Here is a 21039-nt window from a genome sequence, read left to right on the forward strand (position 1 = left end):
CCGATCTCGGGATCGAGGCGCGACCTCGACGAAGCTACCCGATTCTCGCCACGGTCGGCGGCCCGTCGTGACATCATCGGGTCACGCCCTGACGCGCGTACGTATGAACGAGATCGATCCCCCGGCGTTACAACGATTGTTGGCGGCCCACTGGCCGCGGCTGGCCTCGGTGATCCCGCGGGCGCGATCGTTGGGCGCCGACTGGACCCGGATGTCGACGCCGTTCGTGCGCTTCGAGGGCGACGAGCCCATCGCCCACGTGGGTGTGCTCGAGATCCCGCTGGTCATCGACGGCACCCCCGTGACGGCGGCCGGGATCCATGCCGTGTGTACGGCGGCGCCGTGGCGCGGGCGTGGCCACTCGCGCGCGTTGATGGAGCGCGCGCTGGCCTGGGCCGACGCCCGCACCGACACGGTGGTATTGCACGCCAACGATCCTGCGCTGTATGAACGCTACGGCTTTCGCGCGGTGCCGCAGTCCGTGTGGACCACCCCGGCGCCCGACGTGACGCGCACGCGGGCGATGCCGGTGCTGTCCGATCGGCGCTCGGCCTACGTCGATACCGTCTTGCGCAGCTTCCGCGGGCGCGTGCCCGTCGCCCACGCGCTCGGTGTGGGCGAGGCCGCCGAGCTGTTCGTGCTCGACGAGGTGCTCGGCACCGGCGGCTTCGCGCGGTTGTGGTGGAGCGAGCGGCTCGGCTGCGTGGTCGCAGCCCAGATCGACGAGGACGACGAAGGCGAAGACGACGTGCTGCGCATCTACGACGTGGTCGGCCCGCGGTTCCCGGCGCTGTCGGAGATCGTCGCGGAGATCGACGGCCAGATCGCACGCGTCGAGGTCTACTTCGCGCCCGAGCGCTGGCCGCAGCACGACTGGGTGCCGCGGCCCTTGGCGTCACCCGACACGCTGATGGTGCGCGGCCGCTTCACCAACGCCGCCATCGCCGTGCCACCGCTCGCGCGCTGCTGAGGGCTGCGCGCGCGCGAGCCCCAGCGCGCGTCGGAGCCGTCGCGCGACCTGCCGCGAGACCGGCACGCTGCCACCACCGTGGAGCTCGGCGAGGTAGCCACCGTGCGCCTGCGAACGCAGCAGCCGGATCGCATCGAGGTTGACGAGCGTGCGGCGATGACTGCGGAGGAACGTCGAGGTCGGCAGTCGACGCGCGAGCTGCTGGAGCGTCGCGGCGGTGAGCACGGGCGGTAGGCCGCGGCGGTGGACCGACACCAGCACGCCGTCGAAGACCGCGTGCGTGATGTCCTCGGGCGCGAGCAACACCACGCCGTCGCGCACTGCGATCGCGAGCGCATCGCCGCGCGCAGACGCGACCGGCTCGGCGTCGACGTCGGTCTGGGCGCCGACGATGACGTCGACGGCCGCAGGATCGAGCCGCGCCTGGGCGGCGCTGGCGAAGGTGGCCACGACCGCGTGCTGGGCGGCACTGGCGAGGCGTCGGCGCAGTCGCTCACGCGCGAGCGGATCGGGTTCGACGATGGCAATGCGCAGCGGTGGTGTGGGTATGGGCATGGGTTCGTCTCGTGCGGGGAACGCGGGCCTTTCGCGCCCGCTGCTCGGGTGGACGGCGGCGCAAGGGGAGCCGTCGTCGCAGTCTGGACCGGGCGCGGCGGCCCGGCCCGCGCGCGCAGCGGGCGTTTGGGGGGCAATCCCGCGCCGAGCACGTGGCGCCGCTGCTTCGCTCGCGTGCAGAAGCCGTGCAGCACGACCGAGCCAGGGGCACAGACCGCCGCGCGGCGGTTTCTAGTGCTCGCCGCGACGCGGTCGACCATGCGATGCTGCTCGTTCGCAAGGCGCGGGCGATGCCAGGCCCCACGACGACGAACGAGTCGCGCAACGCACTCGAAGAGACCGTGCCCGCCGAGGGGCCGGCCGCGGCGTCGCGCGTCGCGAACAACCCGCTCGAACCGCTCAGCCGCGGTGCGACGGTCGGGCGCTACACGGTGCTCGAGCGCATCGGCGCCGGTGGCATGGGGGTGGTGTACGCGGCGTTCGACCCCGAGCTCGATCGCCGCGTCGCACTCAAGGTGCTGCACGGCGGCAACGCCGATGGCATGAGCAGCAGCGGCGGGCGATCACGCCTGCTCCGCGAGGCCCAGGCGATGGCCAAGCTGCACCATCCCAACGTCATCACCGTGCACGACGTCGGCACCTTCGGTGACCGCGTGTTCGTGGCGATGGAATTCGTCGACGGCACGACCTTGCGCGAGTGGGTCACCCAGGGCGTGCACGACTGGGCCGAGATCGTCGAGGTGTTCGTCAAGGCCGGCCGCGGGCTCGCGGCCGCGCACGCGATTGGCCTCGTGCATCGCGACTTCAAGCCCGACAACGTGCTGGTCGGCCACGATGGCCGCGTGCTCGTGATGGACTTCGGCCTCGCGCGCCAGGCCGGGGCGAGCGTCCCGGTCGCCGACCTCGCGGTCCCGCCCCGCACCGGCGCGACGCCGGTCGACCTCTCGCTCACGCGCACGGGCGCGCTGCTCGGCACGCCGGCCTACATGGCCCCGGAGCAGCACACCGGCGGCGTCATCGGGCCGGCGGTCGATCAGTTCGGCTACTGCGTCGCGCTGTACGAGGCGTTGTGGGGGTCGCGACCGTTCGTCGGCAACAGCGTGGCCTCGCTCGCGCTGGCGGTGCTCGAGGGCAAACCCACGCCGCCGCCGCGCGACAGCGACGTGCCGGGGTGGTTGTTCGGCGTGATCGCGCACGGCCTCGCGGTCGAGCCCAGCGACCGCCACCCCTCGATGGATGCGCTGCTCGCCGAGCTGCAGCGCGACCCGCCGCGCAGCCATCGCCCGTGGTTGGCCGCGGTGGTCGCGATCGCGGTCGCGATGGGCATCGTCGGCACCTATCTCGCGACGCGACCCGACCCCGCCGAGCTGTGTGCGAGCGAGCTCGCGGCACTGCCGGCGTTGATCGAGCCCGACACCGAGGCCCGCATCGTCGCGCAGTTCGAGGCCAGCGGTCGCGAGCACGCCTCGACCACCTGGGCCAGTGCGCGCGCGCGCGTCGACGCCTGGGACGAGCGGTGGCGCGGCAGCTGGGCCGCGGCGTGCGTGGCCGAGCGCGGTCCGCCGCTCGAGCGCGAGCATGCCGCGGGGCCCAGCACGCGCTGCCTCGACACCCAGCGCGAGCTCGCCACCCGCCTGCTCGCGCAGCTCGAGGCCGCCGACGGCGGCATGGTCGACGCATCGCTCACCGCGACCCTCGCACTCGACGACCCACGCGAGTGCGCGGGCCCCTACGAGCTGCGCTCCACCGCGGTCGAGCGCGCGCGCACCGATCAGCGCGCGGCCGCGGTCGAGACCCGCGTGCTCACGATGTTGCAGCGCTGGTCCGAGGCGGCCGCGCGGATCGGTGGCTTCGCCAACGCGCCTGGCAGCTTCGACGACCGCGCGATCGAGGCGGAGCTCTTCCGCCTCGCAGGCGTGACCGATCTCCACGAGGGCCGCACCTCGCTGGGTCGCGCGCGGCTGCGTCGTGCCGTGGTCGCGGCGGCCTCGGCCAAGCACGGCCGCCTCGAGCTGCAGGCGTGGGTGGACCTGTTGGAATCCCTACCCGACACCATCACGAGCAGCGACGAGGCGTTCTCGACGATCGCCGCCGCCGAGTCCGCCATCCTGGCGGTCGGCGACGATGCCGACATGCGCAGGCGCTGGTGGACGGCGCAGGGCCACCTCGAGCTCGCGCTCGGACGCCCCCGCGAAGCCATGGATCGCTACGATCACGCGATCATCGTCAGCGGCGCCGAGCCGCTCTACGCCGCGCGTCTGCAGCAGCATCGCTGTGCCGCCCTGGTCGCGCTCGAGCTGCCGTCCGACGGCTACGACGCGTGCAACGAGGCCCAACGCGAGCTCGCGACGCTCCTCGGCGACACCCACCCGTGGGTCGGCCTCGCGCTGACGGATCTGGCCGCGGCCCAGATGGCGCTCGAGCAGCACGGCCCTGCGGTCGCGAGCCTGCTACGGGCGATCGACGTGTTCGATCCGGCGGGCCTGGCCCGCGCGCGCACCATCGTGGCCGACGGCACCGCGCCGCAGTGGCGTGGTGAGCTGCCGCCACACCCCGAGCCGCTGGCGAGGGCGCTGAACCGCGTCGGCGTCAGCGAGCGGGCGCAGCGACGCTTCGCGGCCGCGGCCTCCGCCCACGCCACCGCCGCCGCGCTGCTCTCGACCGTTCACCCTTCGGGGTCGCGCGCGCTCGGCTATCCGCTGCTGAACCTCGGCATCACGTTGCTCGACCTGCGGCGGCCCCAGCACGCGCTGCCGCACCTGCGCCGCGCGCTCTCGCTGTGGGAGGACACCCTGGCCGACGACCACCCCGATCTCGCGCTCGCCCACCTCGCGCTGGCGAACGCGCTCGGCGAGGTCGGTGAGTGGTCGCAAGCTGGCGAGCACTACCAGATCGCCCTGCAGGCGTGGGAGGGCCAGCTGTCGCCGGATCACCCGCTGCTGGCCTACGCGCTGACCGGGCTGGCGCACGCGCGCATCGAGCTCGACGACGCCAGCGCAGCCATCGATCCGCTCGAGCGCGCGCTCGAGCTGCGTCGCCACGAACGCGAGGACGCGATGAACGTGGCCGAGACCTCGTGGTGGCTCGCGCGGGCGCTGTTCGTCAGTGGCGCCGACGAGAGCCGCGCGCTCGAGCTGGCCGGCGCGGCACTGTTCGCCGCCGGCGTCGAGGGCAACGTCGACCCGCTCGAGCTGCGCCGCTGGCTCGCCGGCGGCGAAACCCCGGGAATCACCGATCGCTTCGTGCCGGCGGCGCTGGGCGTGATCGATCGGGCGCAGCTGCGGTAGCTGCGGTGCTCGCCGCGCTGCGGGTCCCTCGCGTGGCGGGGGCGGGCGTCGCGGCGTGGGCGATTCCACCGATCAGATCGGCGACGCCGACAGTCTTCGGGGGCGCCGATGGCCCGGACGCGCTGGGTCGTCCCGACCACGTCACCGACCTCGGAGAACCCGCCCAATGGCCTTCGTACTTCCGCATCTGCTCCACTCGCAGGTGCTCACGCTCCAGTCTCGCGAGACGCCAGAGGGGATCCTGTTCACGGTCGCCGCCGAGGGTCCGCTCGACATTCGCTACCCCGGACGCTGGAACCACAGCATCGAAGCCGCGGTCCAGCGCAACAGTCGATTGGACGGCGGGGGCACGGACGTGCCGACGCCCCCCGGTGGCATCGACACCCCCGGTGGGCCGCGTCGTCCGGGGCCGCGCCCGCCGGCGCAGCCCCACAACGGCGTCAATGCGCGCAAGGAACCCCTCACGCTCACGCTGCAGATCTTCGATCCCAGCGGCGCCCGCTTCACGGCCGACGAGGTCACCCTCGCCGACCTCGAGAAGTTTCGCGACCCGCGCGGCGCCCCGTTCGGGCGCTGGCGCTTCTCGCTCGCCGGCCACAGCCGGCTCTACCAGCCGAACGCGGCGTTGCACGAGAGCGTCGCGCCACTCCCGGGTGTGATCAACCTCGGACTGCTCGAGACAGTGCCGTCGTCCAGCGCGCCACCGCTGGTCGCGAACGCCCGCATCGTCGGTGACCCGTTCCGCGCGCAGTTCGATCTGAACCGCGTCGGTAGCTTCCGCGCCCAGGTCAGCACGCGTCGGGGCTTCGGCGCGTGGCCGGGATCGATGCGATTGCTCGATCCCGACGGCGTCACGGTGGCCAGCTCGAGCGGATCGAACCAGCTCCGGTGCGAAATTCCGCTGGCCCTGCTCGGCCGTTCGCGCGACGCCGCCGGCCTTCCGCGGCTGTGGACCCTCGAGGCGGTGCAGCCCGGGGGCAGCCGCGGACCCGAGAGCTTCTTGTCCGCGACGGTCGTCGATCCAGGGCGCATCCGCGTCGCGCCGCTGCTCGATCGCATCGCCGCGATCACCGGCCCCCACGGCTCGTTCCTCGATCTGCGCGGACGCAACGACGGCGACCAGGTCAAGGTGATGCTGACGGTCAACGACGTCGTGAGCGCCGAGACCATCGACATGCGGGGAGTCCTGGATGCGCGCCTGCGGGCCGAGCACGAGACCGTCGACATCGTCGCGGGTGAGCCGAAGGTGCTCTACGCCGGACCGGCGGCGCTCGACTACGGGCTCACGCTCGACGTCGACGGGTTCGCGCTGCGCTCGCTCGATGTCGCGTTCGGCCCGTCGAGCGCGCTCGCGCAGGCGCCTGCGATCCGCTTGTCTGCGACCGCCAACGGGCACATCGCCGTGCGCTGGCGCGACGTGACCGTCGCCCGGGTCGAGCTGCGTGACGGGCGATTCGCGATGGAGGTCGGCGTACAGATCGATCCCGATGGCACACCCCGCATCGTCCACCAAGTGCCCGAGTCGGTGCTCGACGTCGACCTCGACGGCGTTGCACTGGCGAGCCTCGCGGCGCTCCCGGTGTTCGCCGGCGTCACCGCGTTGGTGCTGACGGAGTACCTCGAATCAACGCTCAACCACCGCTTCGTCACCGCCGCGCAGCAGCTGTTCGCGGACCCGTCGCTCGCGTGCCGTCTGCTGATGACGACCTTCGGTACCCATCTGACGTACCTGCAGCCGCGCTGGGAGGGGAACGACGTGCTGTTCGAGCACGTCGCGGCCGCCGAGCCGGAGCCCCAGCCGCGACGCGACTACGCCGGCGCGATCGGCCGCACGCCGCTCTCGACGGGTGGGCTTCAGCGCTTCCTGCCGCCGTCGCTGGGCAACACGTGGAAGGCCGACAACCTCCGCGCGAAGATCGACCACATCGTGGTCGTGATGATGGAGAACCGCTCGTACGACCACGTGTTGGGCTACCGCGCGCGCGCGCCGATCTCCGATGGTGCCGATGGACTGACGCCCGAACTGGTCGCAGCGATCGACGCCGCTGCGCTCGCGGTGCAGCCGCTCCCGGCCGCCGAGCCGGGCACCGAGCCACTACCGCCCGTGCACCCGCTGCGCCGTGCGGCATTCGAAGCCAACGCGGCGCAGCGACGCACGCGGATCCCCACGGGCGTCGGCCACGAGCTGGCCGATGTCACGCAGCAGCTCGCAGGGCGCGTCAGCGGTCCCGCCGGCACGACCATCAACGACCCCCGCGGCTTCATGGAGAACTTCCGCGAGACCAAGCTGCACGGCAAGCCCGAGGGCGAAGTCGGCTGCACGCCGTTCACCGTGCTCGGGTACTACGAGAAGAACGAAGCCGAGGGCGTCGACGACCTGCCGGTCACCGCCTTCTTCGCCGAGCACTACGCCTACTGCGACCGCTACTTCTGCTCGCACCCCGGCCCCACACTGCCCAACCGGATGTACTCGTTGACCGGCGACGTCCAGTACGACCGCCTGGGTGTCCCCATCCTCGACAACAACGCGGGGGACAACTTCCTCTTGTCGCGCGCGACCACGATCTACGACGTGCTCACGCGGCATGGCGTCGGCTGGCGGGTCTACGAGTCGTTCCCCTCGGTCACGATGCTGCGGATGTTCGCGCGCTATGCCACCGACGACGTGCACATCCGGCCGCTCGACGAGCTCGCCGAGCACGTGCGCGCCGGAGACCTGCCCGCGTTCACGGTCATCGAGCCCGCGATGCACCACTACCCCGAAGACGACGACCATCCGCCCGCGGACATGTACCAAGGGCAGCACTTCCTGCGTCGCGTCTACCAGGCGCTGCGGTCGAACCCCGACACCTGGGCGCGGACGCTGCTCGTCATCACGTACGACGAGCACGGCGGCCTCTACGACCACGTGATCCCGCCGATCGCAGACGTCCTCGATCGCAACGCGGCGGGCGGCAACGAGCGGCCGCCGACCGGCGCCGGGGTCGACGTACCGGCGGCGCCCAACCCCCGCGGCACGCGCGTATCGGACCGCGTGCTCACGACCGTCGGCGGCGTCGCGCACGGGTTTCACGTCGCGCCGAACCTCGGTGCGCTCGTCGATCTCGCCGCCGACCCGACCCCCGACACCGACGCCAGCCCGCCACCGTCCCCACCGACGACGCTCCACATCCCCTACGGCGTGCGCGTGCCGACGTTCGTGATCTCGCCGTGGGTGACGCCCGGCAAGGGCCCCTCGGTGGTGCTCGATCACTGCTCGATCCTCAAGACCGTGCTCGCGCGCTTCTGCGGTGACACGCGCCCGTTTCTCTCGGATCGCGTGCACGCGTCGCACAGCTTCGAGAGCTTCCTCGAGGCGCCCACGCGCCAGCCCGATCCCGGGCCGCCGCCGGAGCTACTCGCGTTGACCGACGCCCCGACGCCGCGGGTCTCGGCCACGAGCGCGATCGTCACGCCGCCGCTGTCGCGCCGACGCATGCGCGACATGGCGGTCGACTACCACGACATCTCGGGCTACCTCGCGCGAGGCCTCGGCCGCTAGCGATCCCCTCGCGCGCTGCTTTGCGGTGGGGGCCTCACCACGGCAGCCGCCCGCCCTTCCAGTCGAGGAACTCGCCGGAGTCGGCGAGCGTGGCCGCGTCGGTCTCCCGCAGGATTCCGCGCACGGAGTCCGCGACCGGCGTGGGTGCATGGGGCCCGCCCATGTCGGTCTGCACCCAGCCGGGGTTGATGACCACCGAGATGATTCCCTCGCGGCGCAGGTCGACCGCCAGCGAGCGCGACATCATGTCGAGCGCGGCCTTGGACATGCGATAGGCGTAGTAGCCACCGCTGCCGTTGTCGGCGATCGAGCCCATCCCCGAGGTGACGTGCACGAGCTTCTTGGTGGTGCCGCGGCGCAGGTGGGGCAGCAGCGCGATCGACAGCCGCAGCGGGCCCATCGCGTTGATGTCGAAGGTGGTCGCGACGTCGCCGAGCTCGAGGTCTTCGGCCATCTGTCCGAGGCTCTGGGTCGGCCCGCCGTAGGAGCCGGCGACGTTGAACAGGGTGTCGATCGCCCCGTCGCCGAGCGCGTGCGCGAGCGCTTCGACGGTTGCGGCGCGGGTGACATCGACCTCATGGATGCGCACGCGATCCCCCGCCAAAGCAGCGAGCTGCGTGGCCGCGCCGGGGTCGCGCACGCAGGCCTCGACCACGTCGCCACGGGCCTGGAGCTGCCGCACCAGCTCGAGTCCGATCCCACGGTTCGCCCCGGTCACGACGGCTCGCATGCCGTCATCCTACGGCCCATCGGGTGCTCGCCGCAGCACCAGGCGCACACGGCTCGGCGGTCGGCCCACCGCAACGACGCACGGCCGTGACGGATGCCCGCGGCCGCCCGCCCCTGCGGTGCGTGGGGCTCCGTCGGGCGGCTCGGGCAACCGCTGCGCCGCCGCAGTGATCGTTCGATCGGCGACGCCGCCACGTTGGCGCCGAACGTGTGGTCGTCGACCTCCGTGCCCGTGCTTGCAGCCGCAACAGCGGGCCTGCGATGATGCGCGGGGCTCGGGTCGATCGCCGGCCCCGTCGCACGCGATGCTCGATGCTGGGCGCGCGCCCGCCCTGCGCCGCGGGCTGAATCTCTTCTTCGATCACGCCGACACCGGCGTGGTCTACGTCGCCGCGCAGGTGCCGGGGCTGGCGCACAACCCTGACCCGCAGCTGTCGCTGTGGATGTTCCGCGATCGCGACGACGGTGGCGCACTGCTGCAGCTCGAGGGCACGCTCGCCCCCGATCCCGAGGCACTCGCGGCACTGCCCACCGAGCTGGTGTCGCTCGGCTGGCAGCCGCCCGACGGCGCCGCGCCGATCCTCGCGCGGCCGCCGTGGCGCGCCGGTGAGGTGCGGCTGTTCGGCTTCCTCGGCGATGCACCGCTCGCGCCGACCGTGCTCGCCACCGGCGCACCTTCGCTGCTCGGTGATCCCCGCGTGGTGATCGCGGCGCGCCTGGGTCGCGACGCCGCGGCGCTGGCCGAGGCGGCGTTGCACGGCGACGCGCTGCCCACGGTGTTGATGTTCGACCTCGAGACCGTCGGGCTGGCGGGCCCGCTCGGCATCGAGGCCGAGGCCGACCTGCAGGCGATCCACGATCGGCTCACCGCGGCCGGGGCCCTCACCACACCGTACGGCGCGGCAAAGATCAGCGCGACGTGGGAGGAGTACCTGCGCGACGGGCTCATCCGTGTGGAGGTCGTCGACGAGGCCGGCGAGCTCGAGGGTCGTCGCGGCGAGGCGATGCGACGCATCGGCGAGGAGCTGCTGCGCACCATGCTGACGCCCGAGCCACCGCCATCGGCACCCCCGCAGCTCGACGACCGCGCGGTCGCACCGATCGAGCTCTCGTTCCGCCTCACGATGCGGCGCGAAGAGCTCGCCACCCACAAGCGCTGGAGCTTCCGCGAGCGCGCCGCGATTCCCGTGCGCTACACCGCTGCCGCGAGCCTCCTCGATCTCCTGCGCGACAGCCCCCTCGAGCGGCACGTGCACACCGTCGACCTCGCCGTCGCGCCGCGCCGCGTGTTGGTCCGGGCCGAGCCCGAGCTCGCGGCCCTCGGCGTGGCCGCGCTGGAGGTCGACGTGCGGCCCGAGGGTCAGGGCGACGCGCAGTCGCAGGTCGTACTCACCGACGACGCCCCCGAACAGGAACTCGAGGTCGAGCGCGAGGCCTTCGCCCCGCTCGAGCTGCGGGTCCGCGCGCGCTTCGACCCCACCGCAACCGCGCAGCCCGACCGCGAGACCCCCTGGATGCCCATCGATGGCAGCCTCGCGGTGGTGTCGGCGCGACGCCTGTTCCCACCGCGCACACTGACGTGCGTGCTGGGGCGCTGCGAGCTCGATTGGATCGAGCGGGTCGAGCTCTCGTTCGGCAGCGTCGGAAGTGTCACGCGCATGGCCGCGCTCGACGCCTCGCACCGCGCCTGCGAGCTCTACCTGCCGGGCGCCGGCGACGAGCCCATCGCGCTGCGGGTGCACTGGCGCGGCGCCCCCGACGAGCCCTCGGCGCTCGAGCCCGAGCGCGTGCTCGAGGGCGACCTGGTGGTGCTCGACAGCCCGTTCGGCGCCTCGGTCTCGGTGTTGTGCGTGCCGCTGCCGCGCGATGACCTCGCCGGCATCACCCTCGAGCTGCAGCTCGACGATCCCGGCGCCGACACCCAGAGCGCGCGCACGCGGACGCTCGCGTGGGACGGCGAGGATCGAACGCCGCGGATGGCCCACCTGCGTCGCCGCGACGATCAGCCCGCGCGCTACCGCCATCGCACCACCTTCGTGCGCCTCGATGGTGGCGTCGAGCGCGGGCCCTGGATCGCCGGCGAGCAGCCCTCGCTGGTGCTGGGCGGCGAAGGCTTCGAGGTCACCACCTGCGAGGTCCATGCGATCGGCGGGCCCGCGGCCCGCGGCAGCTTCGCGGTCGCGCTCGAGCTGCGCGCCGGCGAGCACCACAGCCACGCGATGATCGACAGCGGCCCCGATCACGCCAAGCTCGTGCTCGCCCATCCCGCCGGCCTCGTGCCCGCGCTCCACGTGCAGGAATTCATGAACGACGGCAGCACGCGCGAGCGCGTGTTCGACCCGGCCCCGCCCCTTGTCGTGCTCCCCACCGACTGACCACCCGACGCCCCGGATCCGCACCCATGCTGTTCGACGAACCCGTCCTCCACCACCGCGGCATCACCGTCTTCCGCGACTTCACCAACCCGCAGGCCTACTACTACCTGCCCGCGGAGACCCCCCGCATCGCTCGCACCGCGGCCGACGGCGAGTCCGGCGACTACGCGCTGCGGCTGGTGCTCTACCGACCCGACCCCAACGCCACCGCGCCGGCGGGCTTCGAGGAGGGCGGCGGGTTTCTCAACCTCGACTGCGACCTGCACGTGCCGACCGCGGTGCTCGAGGACGTCAAGCGCGAGATCCGACGCCGCTTCGGCGTCGATGCCACCCTGATGCCGGTGCCGTTCCTCGACGGCACCGTGGAGCTGATCCTGCTCGGAGTCGGGCGCGGCGACGACACCACCACGTTCGTGCGCAAGGTCGCCGGCACCACCGTGCCGTCGCTGTTCGGCGACGAGCGTGCCGCGTTCAGCGTGGTGCTCGATCGCGACGGCGCGGCGCTCATGCGTGCGGTCGTCGAGGCCGGCGGCGCGACCATGGCGATGGCCAACTACGGCCTCACCTATGCGGGCATCGGGCCCGCGTACAACCTCAAGATCACGATCGACTACCAGAGCGTGTACGAGCACCTCGATCTGCGGGTACGCGCACGCCTCGAGACCGGAAACTCGAACACCACGCGAACGCCCGCCGGCAGCGGCGGCACAGGCACAGGCACAGGCACAGGCACAGGCACAGGCACAGGCACAGGCACAGGCACAGGCACAGGCACAGCGGGGGGAGGCAACGCCGCGGGCAGCACCGGCGGACGCGAGACCAACAACACCAGCACCTCCGGCTTCGTCGCCGCCGCCGACTTCCATCTGTTGATGGAGGAGCTCCAAGAGCGCCGCGCGATCGTGGTCGAGGAGGTCGATCCCGATCCCAGCGAGGAGAGCCGCAGCGCCAACCAGGAGACCATCAACACCATCATCGGCAACCTGATGGGCTCGACATGGTTCCGGCCGACGCTGGCGCCGAACAGCCAGCTCACCAACCTCACGTCGGCGACCAACACCACCGGCACGACCGGCACCACCAACACCGCCGGCACCAACACCGCCGGCACCAACACCGCCGGCACCACCAACACCGCCGGCACCACCAACACCGCCGGCACCAACAACACCGCCGGCACCACCGCGACGACCACCACCACGACCGCCGGCGCGCGTCCGAACGCGACCTACGAGGGGCCGACCGATCTCCCCGGTGGGCTCGGCGTCGAGCGCTTCCAGCCCGCGGCCACCGGCACGCGCGAGACCTTGGTCGTGCGCGGCACGCCGAGCACGATCACCGTCGGCGGGCAGGCGCGCACGCTCGAGAACGGGCGCCTCACGGTCGACCTCGCCGAGGGCGACAGCAAGGACATCGTGATCACGTGGCCGGCCACCGCGGCCGGCACGCCGCGACCAACCACGTTTCACCTGTTCTTCGAGAACGACCACCCCACCGCGGACGAGGTCAGCTCGTACACGAGCACACCGCCGCGGGCGACCGACAGCCGGTTCACCCAGGACTCCGGTGCGTCCGAGCTGCCGGACCGGGGTGCCCCAGGGGCACTCACGACGTGGCTCGCCGCGCTCGCGAACACGTCGTTGGTCGTGCATGCCCACGCCAGCTTCGATCGCACGCCGCCGCTGCCGCGACCCAATGCAGTTGCCGACGACATGAGCCTGTCGCAGCGACGCCTCGCGGTCGCACGGGCATTGGTCCCGTCACGCTTCACGTTCACCAACGGCGGCGGGAACGGTGAGGCCCACGGCCACTCGATGTCGGAGGTCGATCTCATCATCACGCGCACCAATGGCGGCGGCGCGATCGATTCCCGCAACGGCGGGCGCATCGAGCACCGCGTGGTGCAGCTCGAGGGGGCGCTGCCGGGCGCTGCCGGCACGCCGACCACGCTGAACGGTCGCCTCGCGCGCGGCCGGGCCACGAACCCCGGCCAACCCGGCCAGCCCGGTCAGCCCGGTCAGCCGCGGCAGCCCACCGGCTCGACCACCAGCAGCTCGAACGTACAAGCCTCGTTCGAGATCAACTTCGAGATGATCCAGCGCACCGAGAAGATCGTCGCGACCTACGAGCTCAACTCCCGCAAGGCCCGCAAGCACGAGATCCATCCCCAGGGGCAGCTCGTGCTCGAGGGCCACGATCCCGCGCGCTACATCCTCGAGGCCGACGGCGCGATCGAGTTCTTCCAGCGCGTCGCACTCGAGGCCTCGACCACCGCGATGTGGGAACAGGACGGCATCAACGCGATCCAGGTGCAGGTCCGCTATGCGCCGACCGACGCCGGCGGCTTCCAGCACACCGGGGAGATGTTCCTGCGGCCAGACAAGGCGACCGACACCTTCGTGCGCAATCTCGAGCGCGACGCATCGATGCCGGGCAAGCCGTGGGTGTACTGGTACGACTACCGCGTCACGATCCACTACCTCGACGACGTCGCGCTGGGGGACTCCATCGGCGCGGTCACCAGTGTCGGCGCCCCCGGGGCCGACGCCGACGGTTGGATCCGATCGTTCGCACGCAACCTCGTGATCCACCCGCGCGACGTCACGCCGGCGCTCACCGTCAACCTCACGACCGGGATCATGCACTTCGACCTGGTCGAGCGCGTGCAGGTGGTCGTCACCTACGGTCCCCATCGGCAGAACCTCTCGTTCACCGCCGAGCAGACCACGCACCGCCTCGTGATCCGCCCGGAGGCGGACCTCGACGACGCCGAGGTCGAGACCTCGGGCGTGCTGTTCTATCGCGACGGCGCCCAGGTGCCGCTCGCACCGCAGCGCTGGGCCCCGCAGGAGCTCATCGTGATCAACGAGCCGCGCGGCAACACCCTGCGCGTGCAGGTGCTGCTGGCCGACCCCGCGCACGAGTACCAGAGCGCGCAGGTGCGGCTGCGCTACGTGCACGGCAACCGCTCGATCGAGGACGCCTTCGAGCTGCGCGAGCACGCGCAGGCCCACGAGTGGGCGGTGCGACTCGAGGATCCCGCCGCGCGTGCATGGCAGTGGCAGGCGACCATGATCGAGACGAGCGGAGCGATCCGCACCATCGACTGGACCGACGGCCACGACGAGCGGCTCATCCTCGGCGTGCAGGCGATCGACGTGATCCCCGTGACGGTGACATGGCTGGTGCCGCCACCCACCGGCGGGCTGCTGGCGGTGAAGATCGAGCTCGAGTACGTCGATGCCGCCAACGATGTACGCTGGGAGCACTCCGAGCTCATCCGCGAGGGGCACCCCGGCAGCTTCACATGGTCGATCGCGATCAAGGATCGGGACAGCCGGGGCTACCGCTACCGCGTGACCGAGTTCCGCGCGACCGGCCCGACCGAGGGTCCATGGCTGGATGCGACGACGACGGCGTTGGTGCTGCTGCCGAGCGCCTGAGCGTGCGAGGTCGCCTGTGGCGCGCGGCCCTGCTCGCGCGCATGGGCGACGACGCGCGCACGATCGCAGACCGCCTCGCGGACGCGTGCCGCTTCGGTGACGCGCGCTCGTGCTTCGACGCCGGCGCGCCACTGCAGCTCACCGTCGACGCGCCGGGCCCTGCAGGGCTGCGCGCGGGCGTGCGCCTGGGCCCGCGCTTCGACCCCCGCCAGGTCGAGGGGCTGGTCGCGTCGCCGGCCTGCGAGCAGCTCGAGCGTCGCCTCGCCGCGCTGCCCGAGGGTGACCACCCGAGCCTCGGCGCGTGGTTGTTCTGGACCGCCCTGCGCACCTCGGTCTTCGTCGACCTGCGCGACCCCGATGCCGGCCATGCCCACGCCCGCCTCGCGCGGGTGCTGACGCCCGACGAGGCCGCGCGCCTGCACGCGTGGACGCCTCGGCTGGCGGGCGCGCGCCCGTGGGCACTGCGGCTCGAGGCCGACACCGACGGACTACGCCGCGTGCACGTGCACTGGTTGCTCGACCGCCGCGCGTCGATCGTCGCGCTCGCAGAGGCGGTCGCACCGGGCCGCTGGCCGCTCGCCGCCCGCAGCCTCGCGACGCTCATCCGCGACCCCGCCCGCAGCGGTCGCTTCGTGATCGCGACCCCGCTCGATGCCCACTCCAGCGCAGCGCTACGACTGTCGACCACTGGCTTCGCCCTCGTGCCCGAGGACGATGCCAAGCAGCGCGCGATCGGGCGCGCCAGCGGCGAGCACGGTGGCGATCGCAGCTTCGTCGAGGCGATGTGGAGCCTCGCACGGACCGACGCACCGCCGCGCTGGCGCGTGGGCCGGGCCTGCGGGGTGCACGTCGACGACGCCGTGCGGCTGCGGTGGTTCCTGACGCCGTGGGTCCAGCCCGCGGCGTGAAGGCGGCCCTTGCGGACCCTCCCCCGCAGCTCCTGCACGTCGCCGTCGGATCCGCTCGCCAAGGGGCGCTACCATGCGCGCATGGCCACGCCCACGACCGACCTCCGCATCAATGGTGACCGCCTCTGGGGCTCGCTCATGGAGCTGGCGAAGATCGGCGCCACCCCCAAGGGCGGTGTGTGTCGGCTGGCGCTCGGCGACCTCGACAAGCAGGGCCGCGACCTCGTGATCGGCTGGGCGCGCCAAGCCGGCTTGCGCGTGACGATCGATCGCATCGGCAACTGCTTCATGCGCCGCGCTGGCCGCAACGACGCGCTGCCGCCGATCATGACCGGCAGCCACATCGACACCCAACCCACCGGCGGCAAGTTCGACGGCAACTACGGTGTGCTCGCCGGGCTCGAGGTCATCCGCACCCTCGACGACCACGGCATCCAGACCGAGGCGCCGATCGAGGTCGCGTTCTGGACCAACGAGGAGGGCTCGCGCTTCGTGCCCGTGATGATGGGCTCGGGGGTGTTCGCCAAGGCCTTCACGCTCGAGCACGCCTACGCCGCGAAGGACGTCGACGGCAAGACCGTCAAGGACGAGCTCGAGCGCATCGGCTACGTCGGGCCCGAGGAGCCGGGCGATCATCCGATCGGCGCGTACTTCGAGACTCACATCGAGCAGGGTCCGGTGCTCGAGGATCACCGCAAGACCATCGGCGTCGTCACCGGCGTGCTCGGCATTCGCTGGTACGACTGCGTCGTCACCGGCATGGAGGCCCACGCCGGCCCCACGCCGATGGCGCTGCGCAAGGACGCGCTGCAGGTCGCGGCCAAGCTCATGCAGGAGGTCGTCGCGGTCGCGCATCGCCACCCGCCCCACGGCCGCGGCACCGTTGGCATGGTCCACGTCCACCCCAACAGCCGTAACGTGATCCCCGGCAGCGTGAAGTTCTCGATCGACCTGCGCAACGCCAGCGATGCCCTCGTCGACGCGATGGACGCTGACATCCGCGCGGTCGCGGCTGCGATCTCGCGCGACAGCGGCCTGCCGATCAGCATCGAGCTGGTCTCGCAGTACCCCGCGCAGCCGTTCCACGAGGACTGCGTGCGCGCGGTGGCCAACGCCGCGGAGCGACTGGGCTACACCAACATGCCGGCGGTCTCGGGCGCTGGCCACGACGCGGTCTACATGGCCCGGCTCGCACCCGCGGGGATGATCTTCATCCCATGCAAGGACGGCATCAGCCACAACGAGATCGAGGACGCAACGCCGGCCGACATCACCGCCGGGTGCAATGTGCTGCTGCACGCGATGCTCGAGCGCGCCGGCGTGGTGTAGGCACGCGCGTGCTCGACGGCAACAGGCGGCCGAGCGCGGCGCTGAGCCCGAACACGACCCGCAGGTGCACCCGCGCGAGGATCGTCCGCTCGGGCAGCACGAAGCGGGTATGCGCGCCGAACAGGCCTTCGATGCCGATGGAGGCGCGTAGCCGATCGAGGAACCGCGGCAACAGGCCGAAGCCATAGCGGACGCCGAGCATGCCGATGCTCAGATCGCCCGCCCGCGATCCGCTGCCGCGGGGTGCCCCCTCGGGCATCCACGCGCCGACGACCTCGACGGACAGCGGCACGCGTTTCACCGCCCGGGTGCGCAACCCCGCGCCGACGAAGCTGCGCCCGACCCAGCGGTGGTCCTCGTGCGCGCGAGCCCCGGGCGCGTCGACCGTCCACGTCCGCTTCATCGCGCCCTCGAAGCCGACCTCGGGAAAGATGGTGAGCGCCTCGCTGGCGAAGTGCAGCTCGAACCGCGCTGCACCGCCCACGACCGGCGCGACACCCCAGTTCCGTGCGAGCTCGGGATCGTTGCGCTTGGGGGAGAACGACACGAACTCCACCCCGCTCCACGCCCGCAGGCCGACGCTCGTGCGACGGAAGCTCACGGCGGTCGCGTCGTGGGTGCCGTGCAGCAGCTCCAGCTTCCGCACGTGATTCGCGACCAACAGCGCGTTGCGGCGGGTGGAGGGGTCGAGCGCCCCACCGAACACGCGCATGTCGTAGCGGGTCGCCCCCGGGTCGGCGCGCACGAACTCCTGGCCCTCGAACGAACCGCTGCCGTCCACGGTGAAGCTCCTCGACTCCTGAGCGCCGTCGGGCAGGAACTTGTCGAGGATCACGAAGACCGGATCACCCGAGCGTGCGACCGCGCGCACGGTGTCCTGCAGCTGCAGCTGCAGCGGCCGCGAGACCACGGGGTCGTCGAAACCCGCCGCGAAGGCACACGCGCCACCTTGCACGGTGCAGGTCGGCGTGTCGACGAAGCTGTTGGTCTGGTCGATCGCGACGATCTCGTTGGACTCGTCATCCCGCAGCAGCGGGCACAGCAACCCGTCGCCCAAGGGATGGCAGGTCATGCGCCGCTCGTTGCAGCTGGGGTTCTTCCACTCCTCACCCGCCTCCTCGACCATCCCCAGGAACCCACGGGGCTGGGAGCCCGAGTAGCGCACGCAGTAGACCGTCGTCGGCGAGTCGGACTCATCGCGCGGCGACGGCGGGCGGATCAGCTCGATCCATCGCACCACCGCGACTGCGGCCGTCGACTCGACCTGCAGCGGCTCGTGCTGCCGACGTGCGCGCGCCAGATCGATCACGATCTTCGCACCGTGGTACGCCGGCGCACGCAGCGTGAAGCCGGCGCTGTCGAGCGTGCGCCCCTGCTGCGTCAGCGCCACGCGCAGCCGCAGGCGATCGGCGGTCGCGTCGTAGGCAACCGGCGTGACCGCGACGCCGACGGGCGCGAGTTCCACCACGATCTTCGAGGCTTCGACGGGCAGGAGGCCGAGCCCGAGCACGTCGACATCGAGCTGACGCCGTTGCAGGACGACGTCCACCACCGATGCGGCGCACGGTCCCGTCGACGTGCCCGCAGCCGGCGGGAAGTAGTCGTCACCCGGTTCGATGGTCAGCCGAGGACAGCGGTCCCCGAGACGATGCAGATCGAGCAGCACCGTGTCGGTCAGGCGATCGAGCGTCGGCGCAGAGCGCAACACCGCACGCCCGCCACTGTCGTCGACCACGATGCGCGACAGCGACTCGGGGCAGGTGCCACGACACAGGCGCGTGCGCACGCGCCCGGCCGGTCCCGGGGCCTCGACCTCGACGTCGATCGGGGCTCCCGCCTCGTCGCGCACACGCACCCGCCGCGCCGCCTGTGCCGGCAGGGCCACGCCGAGCACGAGCAGCACGAACGCGGTCGCCAGCCACGGCCTCACTTGCGCCTCCGCGTGCACGCAAGCGCGCCACGCTCGAGCTCGATGCGGCAGCTGGCGGTCGCCTGACCGCGCGCCTCGAGCAGCCAGACGTTGGCGCGTTTCGCCAACATCCAGCGCGGCAGGGCGTCGATCCGTACGTGGTCACGCTCGACGCGGGTGATCGCGCTGGTCGGCACCGGACACAGCGGCTGCGCGCCGACATGCAGCAGCCGAGCGTCGCGCAGTCGCAGCTGCGGCGTGCCGTCGACCGTCACATCGAGCCGGGCCGTCGCGATCGTCGGCGTCTCGAGCTGCACGACCATGCCGTCGTCGACCTGCGTGACACCGCGGCTCTGCGTCTCGCCGGCGATGGTGACGCGCAGCTGGGCGGTGGGCGGAAGCTCGGGCCACGGAATCCAGCCCCGCGCGGGTAGCTTGCCGGCGAACACCACCGCACCGTGTTCGATGGACACCGCGCTCGCATCGAGTTCGCCGGCGCACACCGATAGCTTGCCGAGCCGCAGCGCGGCGGGCTCGAGCGACGCGGGCCGGAACCGCAGCGACCACGAACCTTCGCCGCCACAATCGACCATCGGCTCCTCGCGCTCACCGGGTGGGATCCCCGAGATGCACGCCTCCACGGTTCCGTCGCTGGCGTGGAGCTCACCATCGGCGTACGCGGGCGTCGCCGTGGCATCGAAGGCGCGGGACGCCGCGCAGCTGCGTCCCTCGACGCGGGCCGGCAGCTCGAGCTGGCAGCTGCCATCGGCAGCGCAACGGGTCGTGGACTCCCAGCTGCCCGTGACCCCGAGCACCACATGGTGGCCGTCGGCGGCTGGGAGCGCCATCGACGTGCGCGCATGGGTCAGCTCGGCGTGGTCGTCGGTGGGAACATCGAAGGTCCACAGCAGGCGATGGCGCGTCCGTCCGCCTTCGCGCTCTCGCTCCACCAGCGTGGCGCGGCTGGGGAAGCTGCTGCAGTTCGGCACCGCCAGGTAGCCACGGCCGTCGACGAAGGTCGAGGTCTCGCTCGGCGACCAGCGCACGAACGCGCCGGCCACCGGCGCCGTGCGCAGCAGCTCGACCCCGCAGGAGAGCTCGACGATCTCCGACGACGGCAACGCGGGCTCGTCATGCCAGTGCACGCGCGCGGGATCGTGGTTGGCGAGTGGCTCGTCGAGCGCGAGTACCCGCACAGAGGTGAGCCCCGGCGGCACCTCCAGCCGCAACCGCGCCTCCCCGTCGCCCTCGTGTGCACCGCGGTGCGCCGCCCAGAAGTAGACCGGCCGCGACAGGGACGAGCGAAACCACAGCTCGCGCGTGTTCCACTGCACGAACGCGACGTAGCTCCCGACCAGCGCCAGCAGCCCCAGCGAGACCCCGGTCGCCAGTCGCGAGCGACGCAGCAGCTCGGCGGTGAGCAGGCCGAAGATGTCGTCCTGCCGCATGCGCACCAGCGCGAGCACCACAGGCGCACCGAGCACGGTCGACGCCAGGGCAATCAGCCGCGCCACGCCGACCCCGCCCGCGAGCCAGGTGCTGCGATCGACGACCTGCGCGCCCTTGAAGAGATACTCGGAGCAGTACCAGACCCCGACGAGCAGCGACGAGATGCTGAAGAGCACCAGCGCGACCAGCCACTTCGCGACGCGACGCACCGGGATCGACGTCGCGTAGGTCGGCGCTTCGTCTGCGAGATCGGCCTCGCTCCACAGCGCCAGGGTCAAGACGCAGTCATGATCGATCGCCGGCAGCTCGAGCTGGCCCGCACGGGCCCGCAGCGGGATCGTGTCGCCAACTGCGGCACGGCTGCAACGCAGCTGTGCCCGCGCGGCACCATCGACGCGCCAACGCACGCGAACCGACCGCGAGCCGATCACCACCGTGGGCTCGGCGGAGAACTCGTGGACCGCCAGGGTCGGGAGCTCGCCCAGGGCACGAGTCGTCGGCGTCGACGACATGCGCATCTAGTGTGTCGCGGGGGCAGATCGAT

The 21039-nt window shown here is 72.0% G+C and carries 11 protein-coding genes; 7 read left to right on the plus strand and 4 right to left on the minus strand.

Annotation, left to right across the window (positions count from 1 at the left end; translation table 11 throughout):
- The first annotated feature begins 103 nt into the window (after positions 1 to 103).
- The gene (locus IPH07_17320) at positions 104 to 970 is read left to right on the plus strand and encodes a GNAT family N-acetyltransferase (protein ID MBK6919158.1); all 867 of its coding nucleotides are present in this window, start codon (positions 104 to 106) and stop codon (positions 968 to 970) included.
- Here the strand turns inward: IPH07_17320 and IPH07_17325 are convergent.
- On the minus strand, positions 896 to 1525 hold the full coding sequence (locus IPH07_17325) for a LytTR family transcriptional regulator DNA-binding domain-containing protein (protein MBK6919159.1): 630 nt from the start codon (positions 1523 to 1525) through the stop codon (positions 896 to 898). The two genes, IPH07_17320 and IPH07_17325, sit on opposite strands and share 75 nt — an antisense overlap.
- 152 nt (positions 1526 to 1677) lie before the next feature.
- Here IPH07_17325 and IPH07_17330 point away from each other — a divergent pair, with 152 nt between their 5' ends.
- Positions 1678 to 4812, plus strand: coding sequence for a protein kinase (locus tag IPH07_17330; protein MBK6919160.1), 3135 nt, complete (start codon positions 1678 to 1680; stop codon positions 4810 to 4812).
- A 166-nt stretch (positions 4813 to 4978) separates the two neighbouring features.
- Positions 4979 to 8353, plus strand: a complete 3375-nt coding sequence (locus tag IPH07_17335; GenBank protein MBK6919161.1) for a hypothetical protein — start codon at positions 4979 to 4981, stop codon at positions 8351 to 8353.
- Between the two features lie 34 nt (positions 8354 to 8387).
- Here IPH07_17335 and IPH07_17340 read toward each other — a convergent pair whose 3' ends face one another.
- Complete coding sequence (locus IPH07_17340; protein MBK6919162.1) at positions 8388 to 9083, minus strand: SDR family oxidoreductase; 696 nt, start codon at positions 9081 to 9083, stop codon at positions 8388 to 8390.
- A gap of 304 nt (positions 9084 to 9387) precedes the next feature.
- Here IPH07_17340 and IPH07_17345 point away from each other — a divergent pair, with 304 nt between their 5' ends.
- The 4 genes from IPH07_17345 to IPH07_17360 all read left to right on the plus strand — a co-directional run bounded on the left by IPH07_17345 (position 9388) and on the right by IPH07_17360 (position 17137).
- Positions 9388 to 11457: a hypothetical protein gene (locus IPH07_17345; GenBank protein ID MBK6919163.1), complete on the plus strand. Its 2070-nt coding sequence runs from the start codon at positions 9388 to 9390 to the stop codon at positions 11455 to 11457.
- Positions 11458 to 11483: 26 nt separating this feature from the next.
- A complete protein-coding gene (locus IPH07_17350) occupies positions 11484 to 14900 on the plus strand; it encodes a hypothetical protein (protein MBK6919164.1) in 3417 nt (1138 codons plus the stop codon).
- A complete protein-coding gene (locus tag IPH07_17355) occupies positions 14852 to 15808 on the plus strand; it encodes a hypothetical protein (protein ID MBK6919165.1) in 957 nt (318 codons plus the stop codon). The genes IPH07_17350 and IPH07_17355 overlap by 49 nt, the downstream gene beginning before the upstream one ends.
- 81 nt (positions 15809 to 15889) lie before the next feature.
- On the plus strand, positions 15890 to 17137 hold the full coding sequence (locus tag IPH07_17360) for a Zn-dependent hydrolase (GenBank protein MBK6919166.1): 1248 nt from the start codon (positions 15890 to 15892) through the stop codon (positions 17135 to 17137).
- Here IPH07_17360 and IPH07_17365 read toward each other — a convergent pair.
- Entirely contained in the window at positions 17079 to 19067 is a 1989-nt protein-coding gene (locus IPH07_17365) for a hypothetical protein (protein ID MBK6919167.1), read from the minus strand. The two genes, IPH07_17360 and IPH07_17365, sit on opposite strands and share 59 nt — an antisense overlap.
- Complete coding sequence (locus IPH07_17370) at positions 19064 to 21007, minus strand: hypothetical protein (protein ID MBK6919168.1); 1944 nt, start codon at positions 21005 to 21007, stop codon at positions 19064 to 19066. Before IPH07_17370 ends, IPH07_17365 begins: the two co-directional genes overlap by 4 nt.
- Between the last annotated feature and the right edge of the window lie 32 nt (positions 21008 to 21039).

This window comes from Deltaproteobacteria bacterium (assembly GCA_016709225.1).
GTDB lineage: Bacteria > Myxococcota_A > Polyangia > Nannocystales > Nannocystaceae > Xiheibacterium > Xiheibacterium phototrophicum.

Coding starts and splice junctions, on each gene's coding strand:
- IPH07_17320 (MBK6919158.1), top strand. CDS start 104: ATGAACGAGATCGATCCCCCGGCGTTACAACGATTGTTGGCGGCCCAC.
- IPH07_17325 (MBK6919159.1), bottom strand. CDS start 1,525: ATGCCCATACCCACACCACCGCTGCGCATTGCCATCGTCGAACCCGAT.
- IPH07_17335 (MBK6919161.1), top strand. CDS start 4,979: ATGGCCTTCGTACTTCCGCATCTGCTCCACTCGCAGGTGCTCACGCTC.
- IPH07_17340 (MBK6919162.1), bottom strand. CDS start 9,083: ATGCGAGCCGTCGTGACCGGGGCGAACCGTGGGATCGGACTCGAGCTG.
- IPH07_17345 (MBK6919163.1), top strand. CDS start 9,388: ATGCTCGATGCTGGGCGCGCGCCCGCCCTGCGCCGCGGGCTGAATCTC.
- IPH07_17350 (MBK6919164.1), top strand. CDS start 11,484: ATGCTGTTCGACGAACCCGTCCTCCACCACCGCGGCATCACCGTCTTC.
- IPH07_17355 (MBK6919165.1), top strand. CDS start 14,852: ATGGCTGGATGCGACGACGACGGCGTTGGTGCTGCTGCCGAGCGCCTG.
- IPH07_17360 (MBK6919166.1), top strand. CDS start 15,890: ATGGCCACGCCCACGACCGACCTCCGCATCAATGGTGACCGCCTCTGG.
- IPH07_17370 (MBK6919168.1), bottom strand. CDS start 21,007: ATGTCGTCGACGCCGACGACTCGTGCCCTGGGCGAGCTCCCGACCCTG.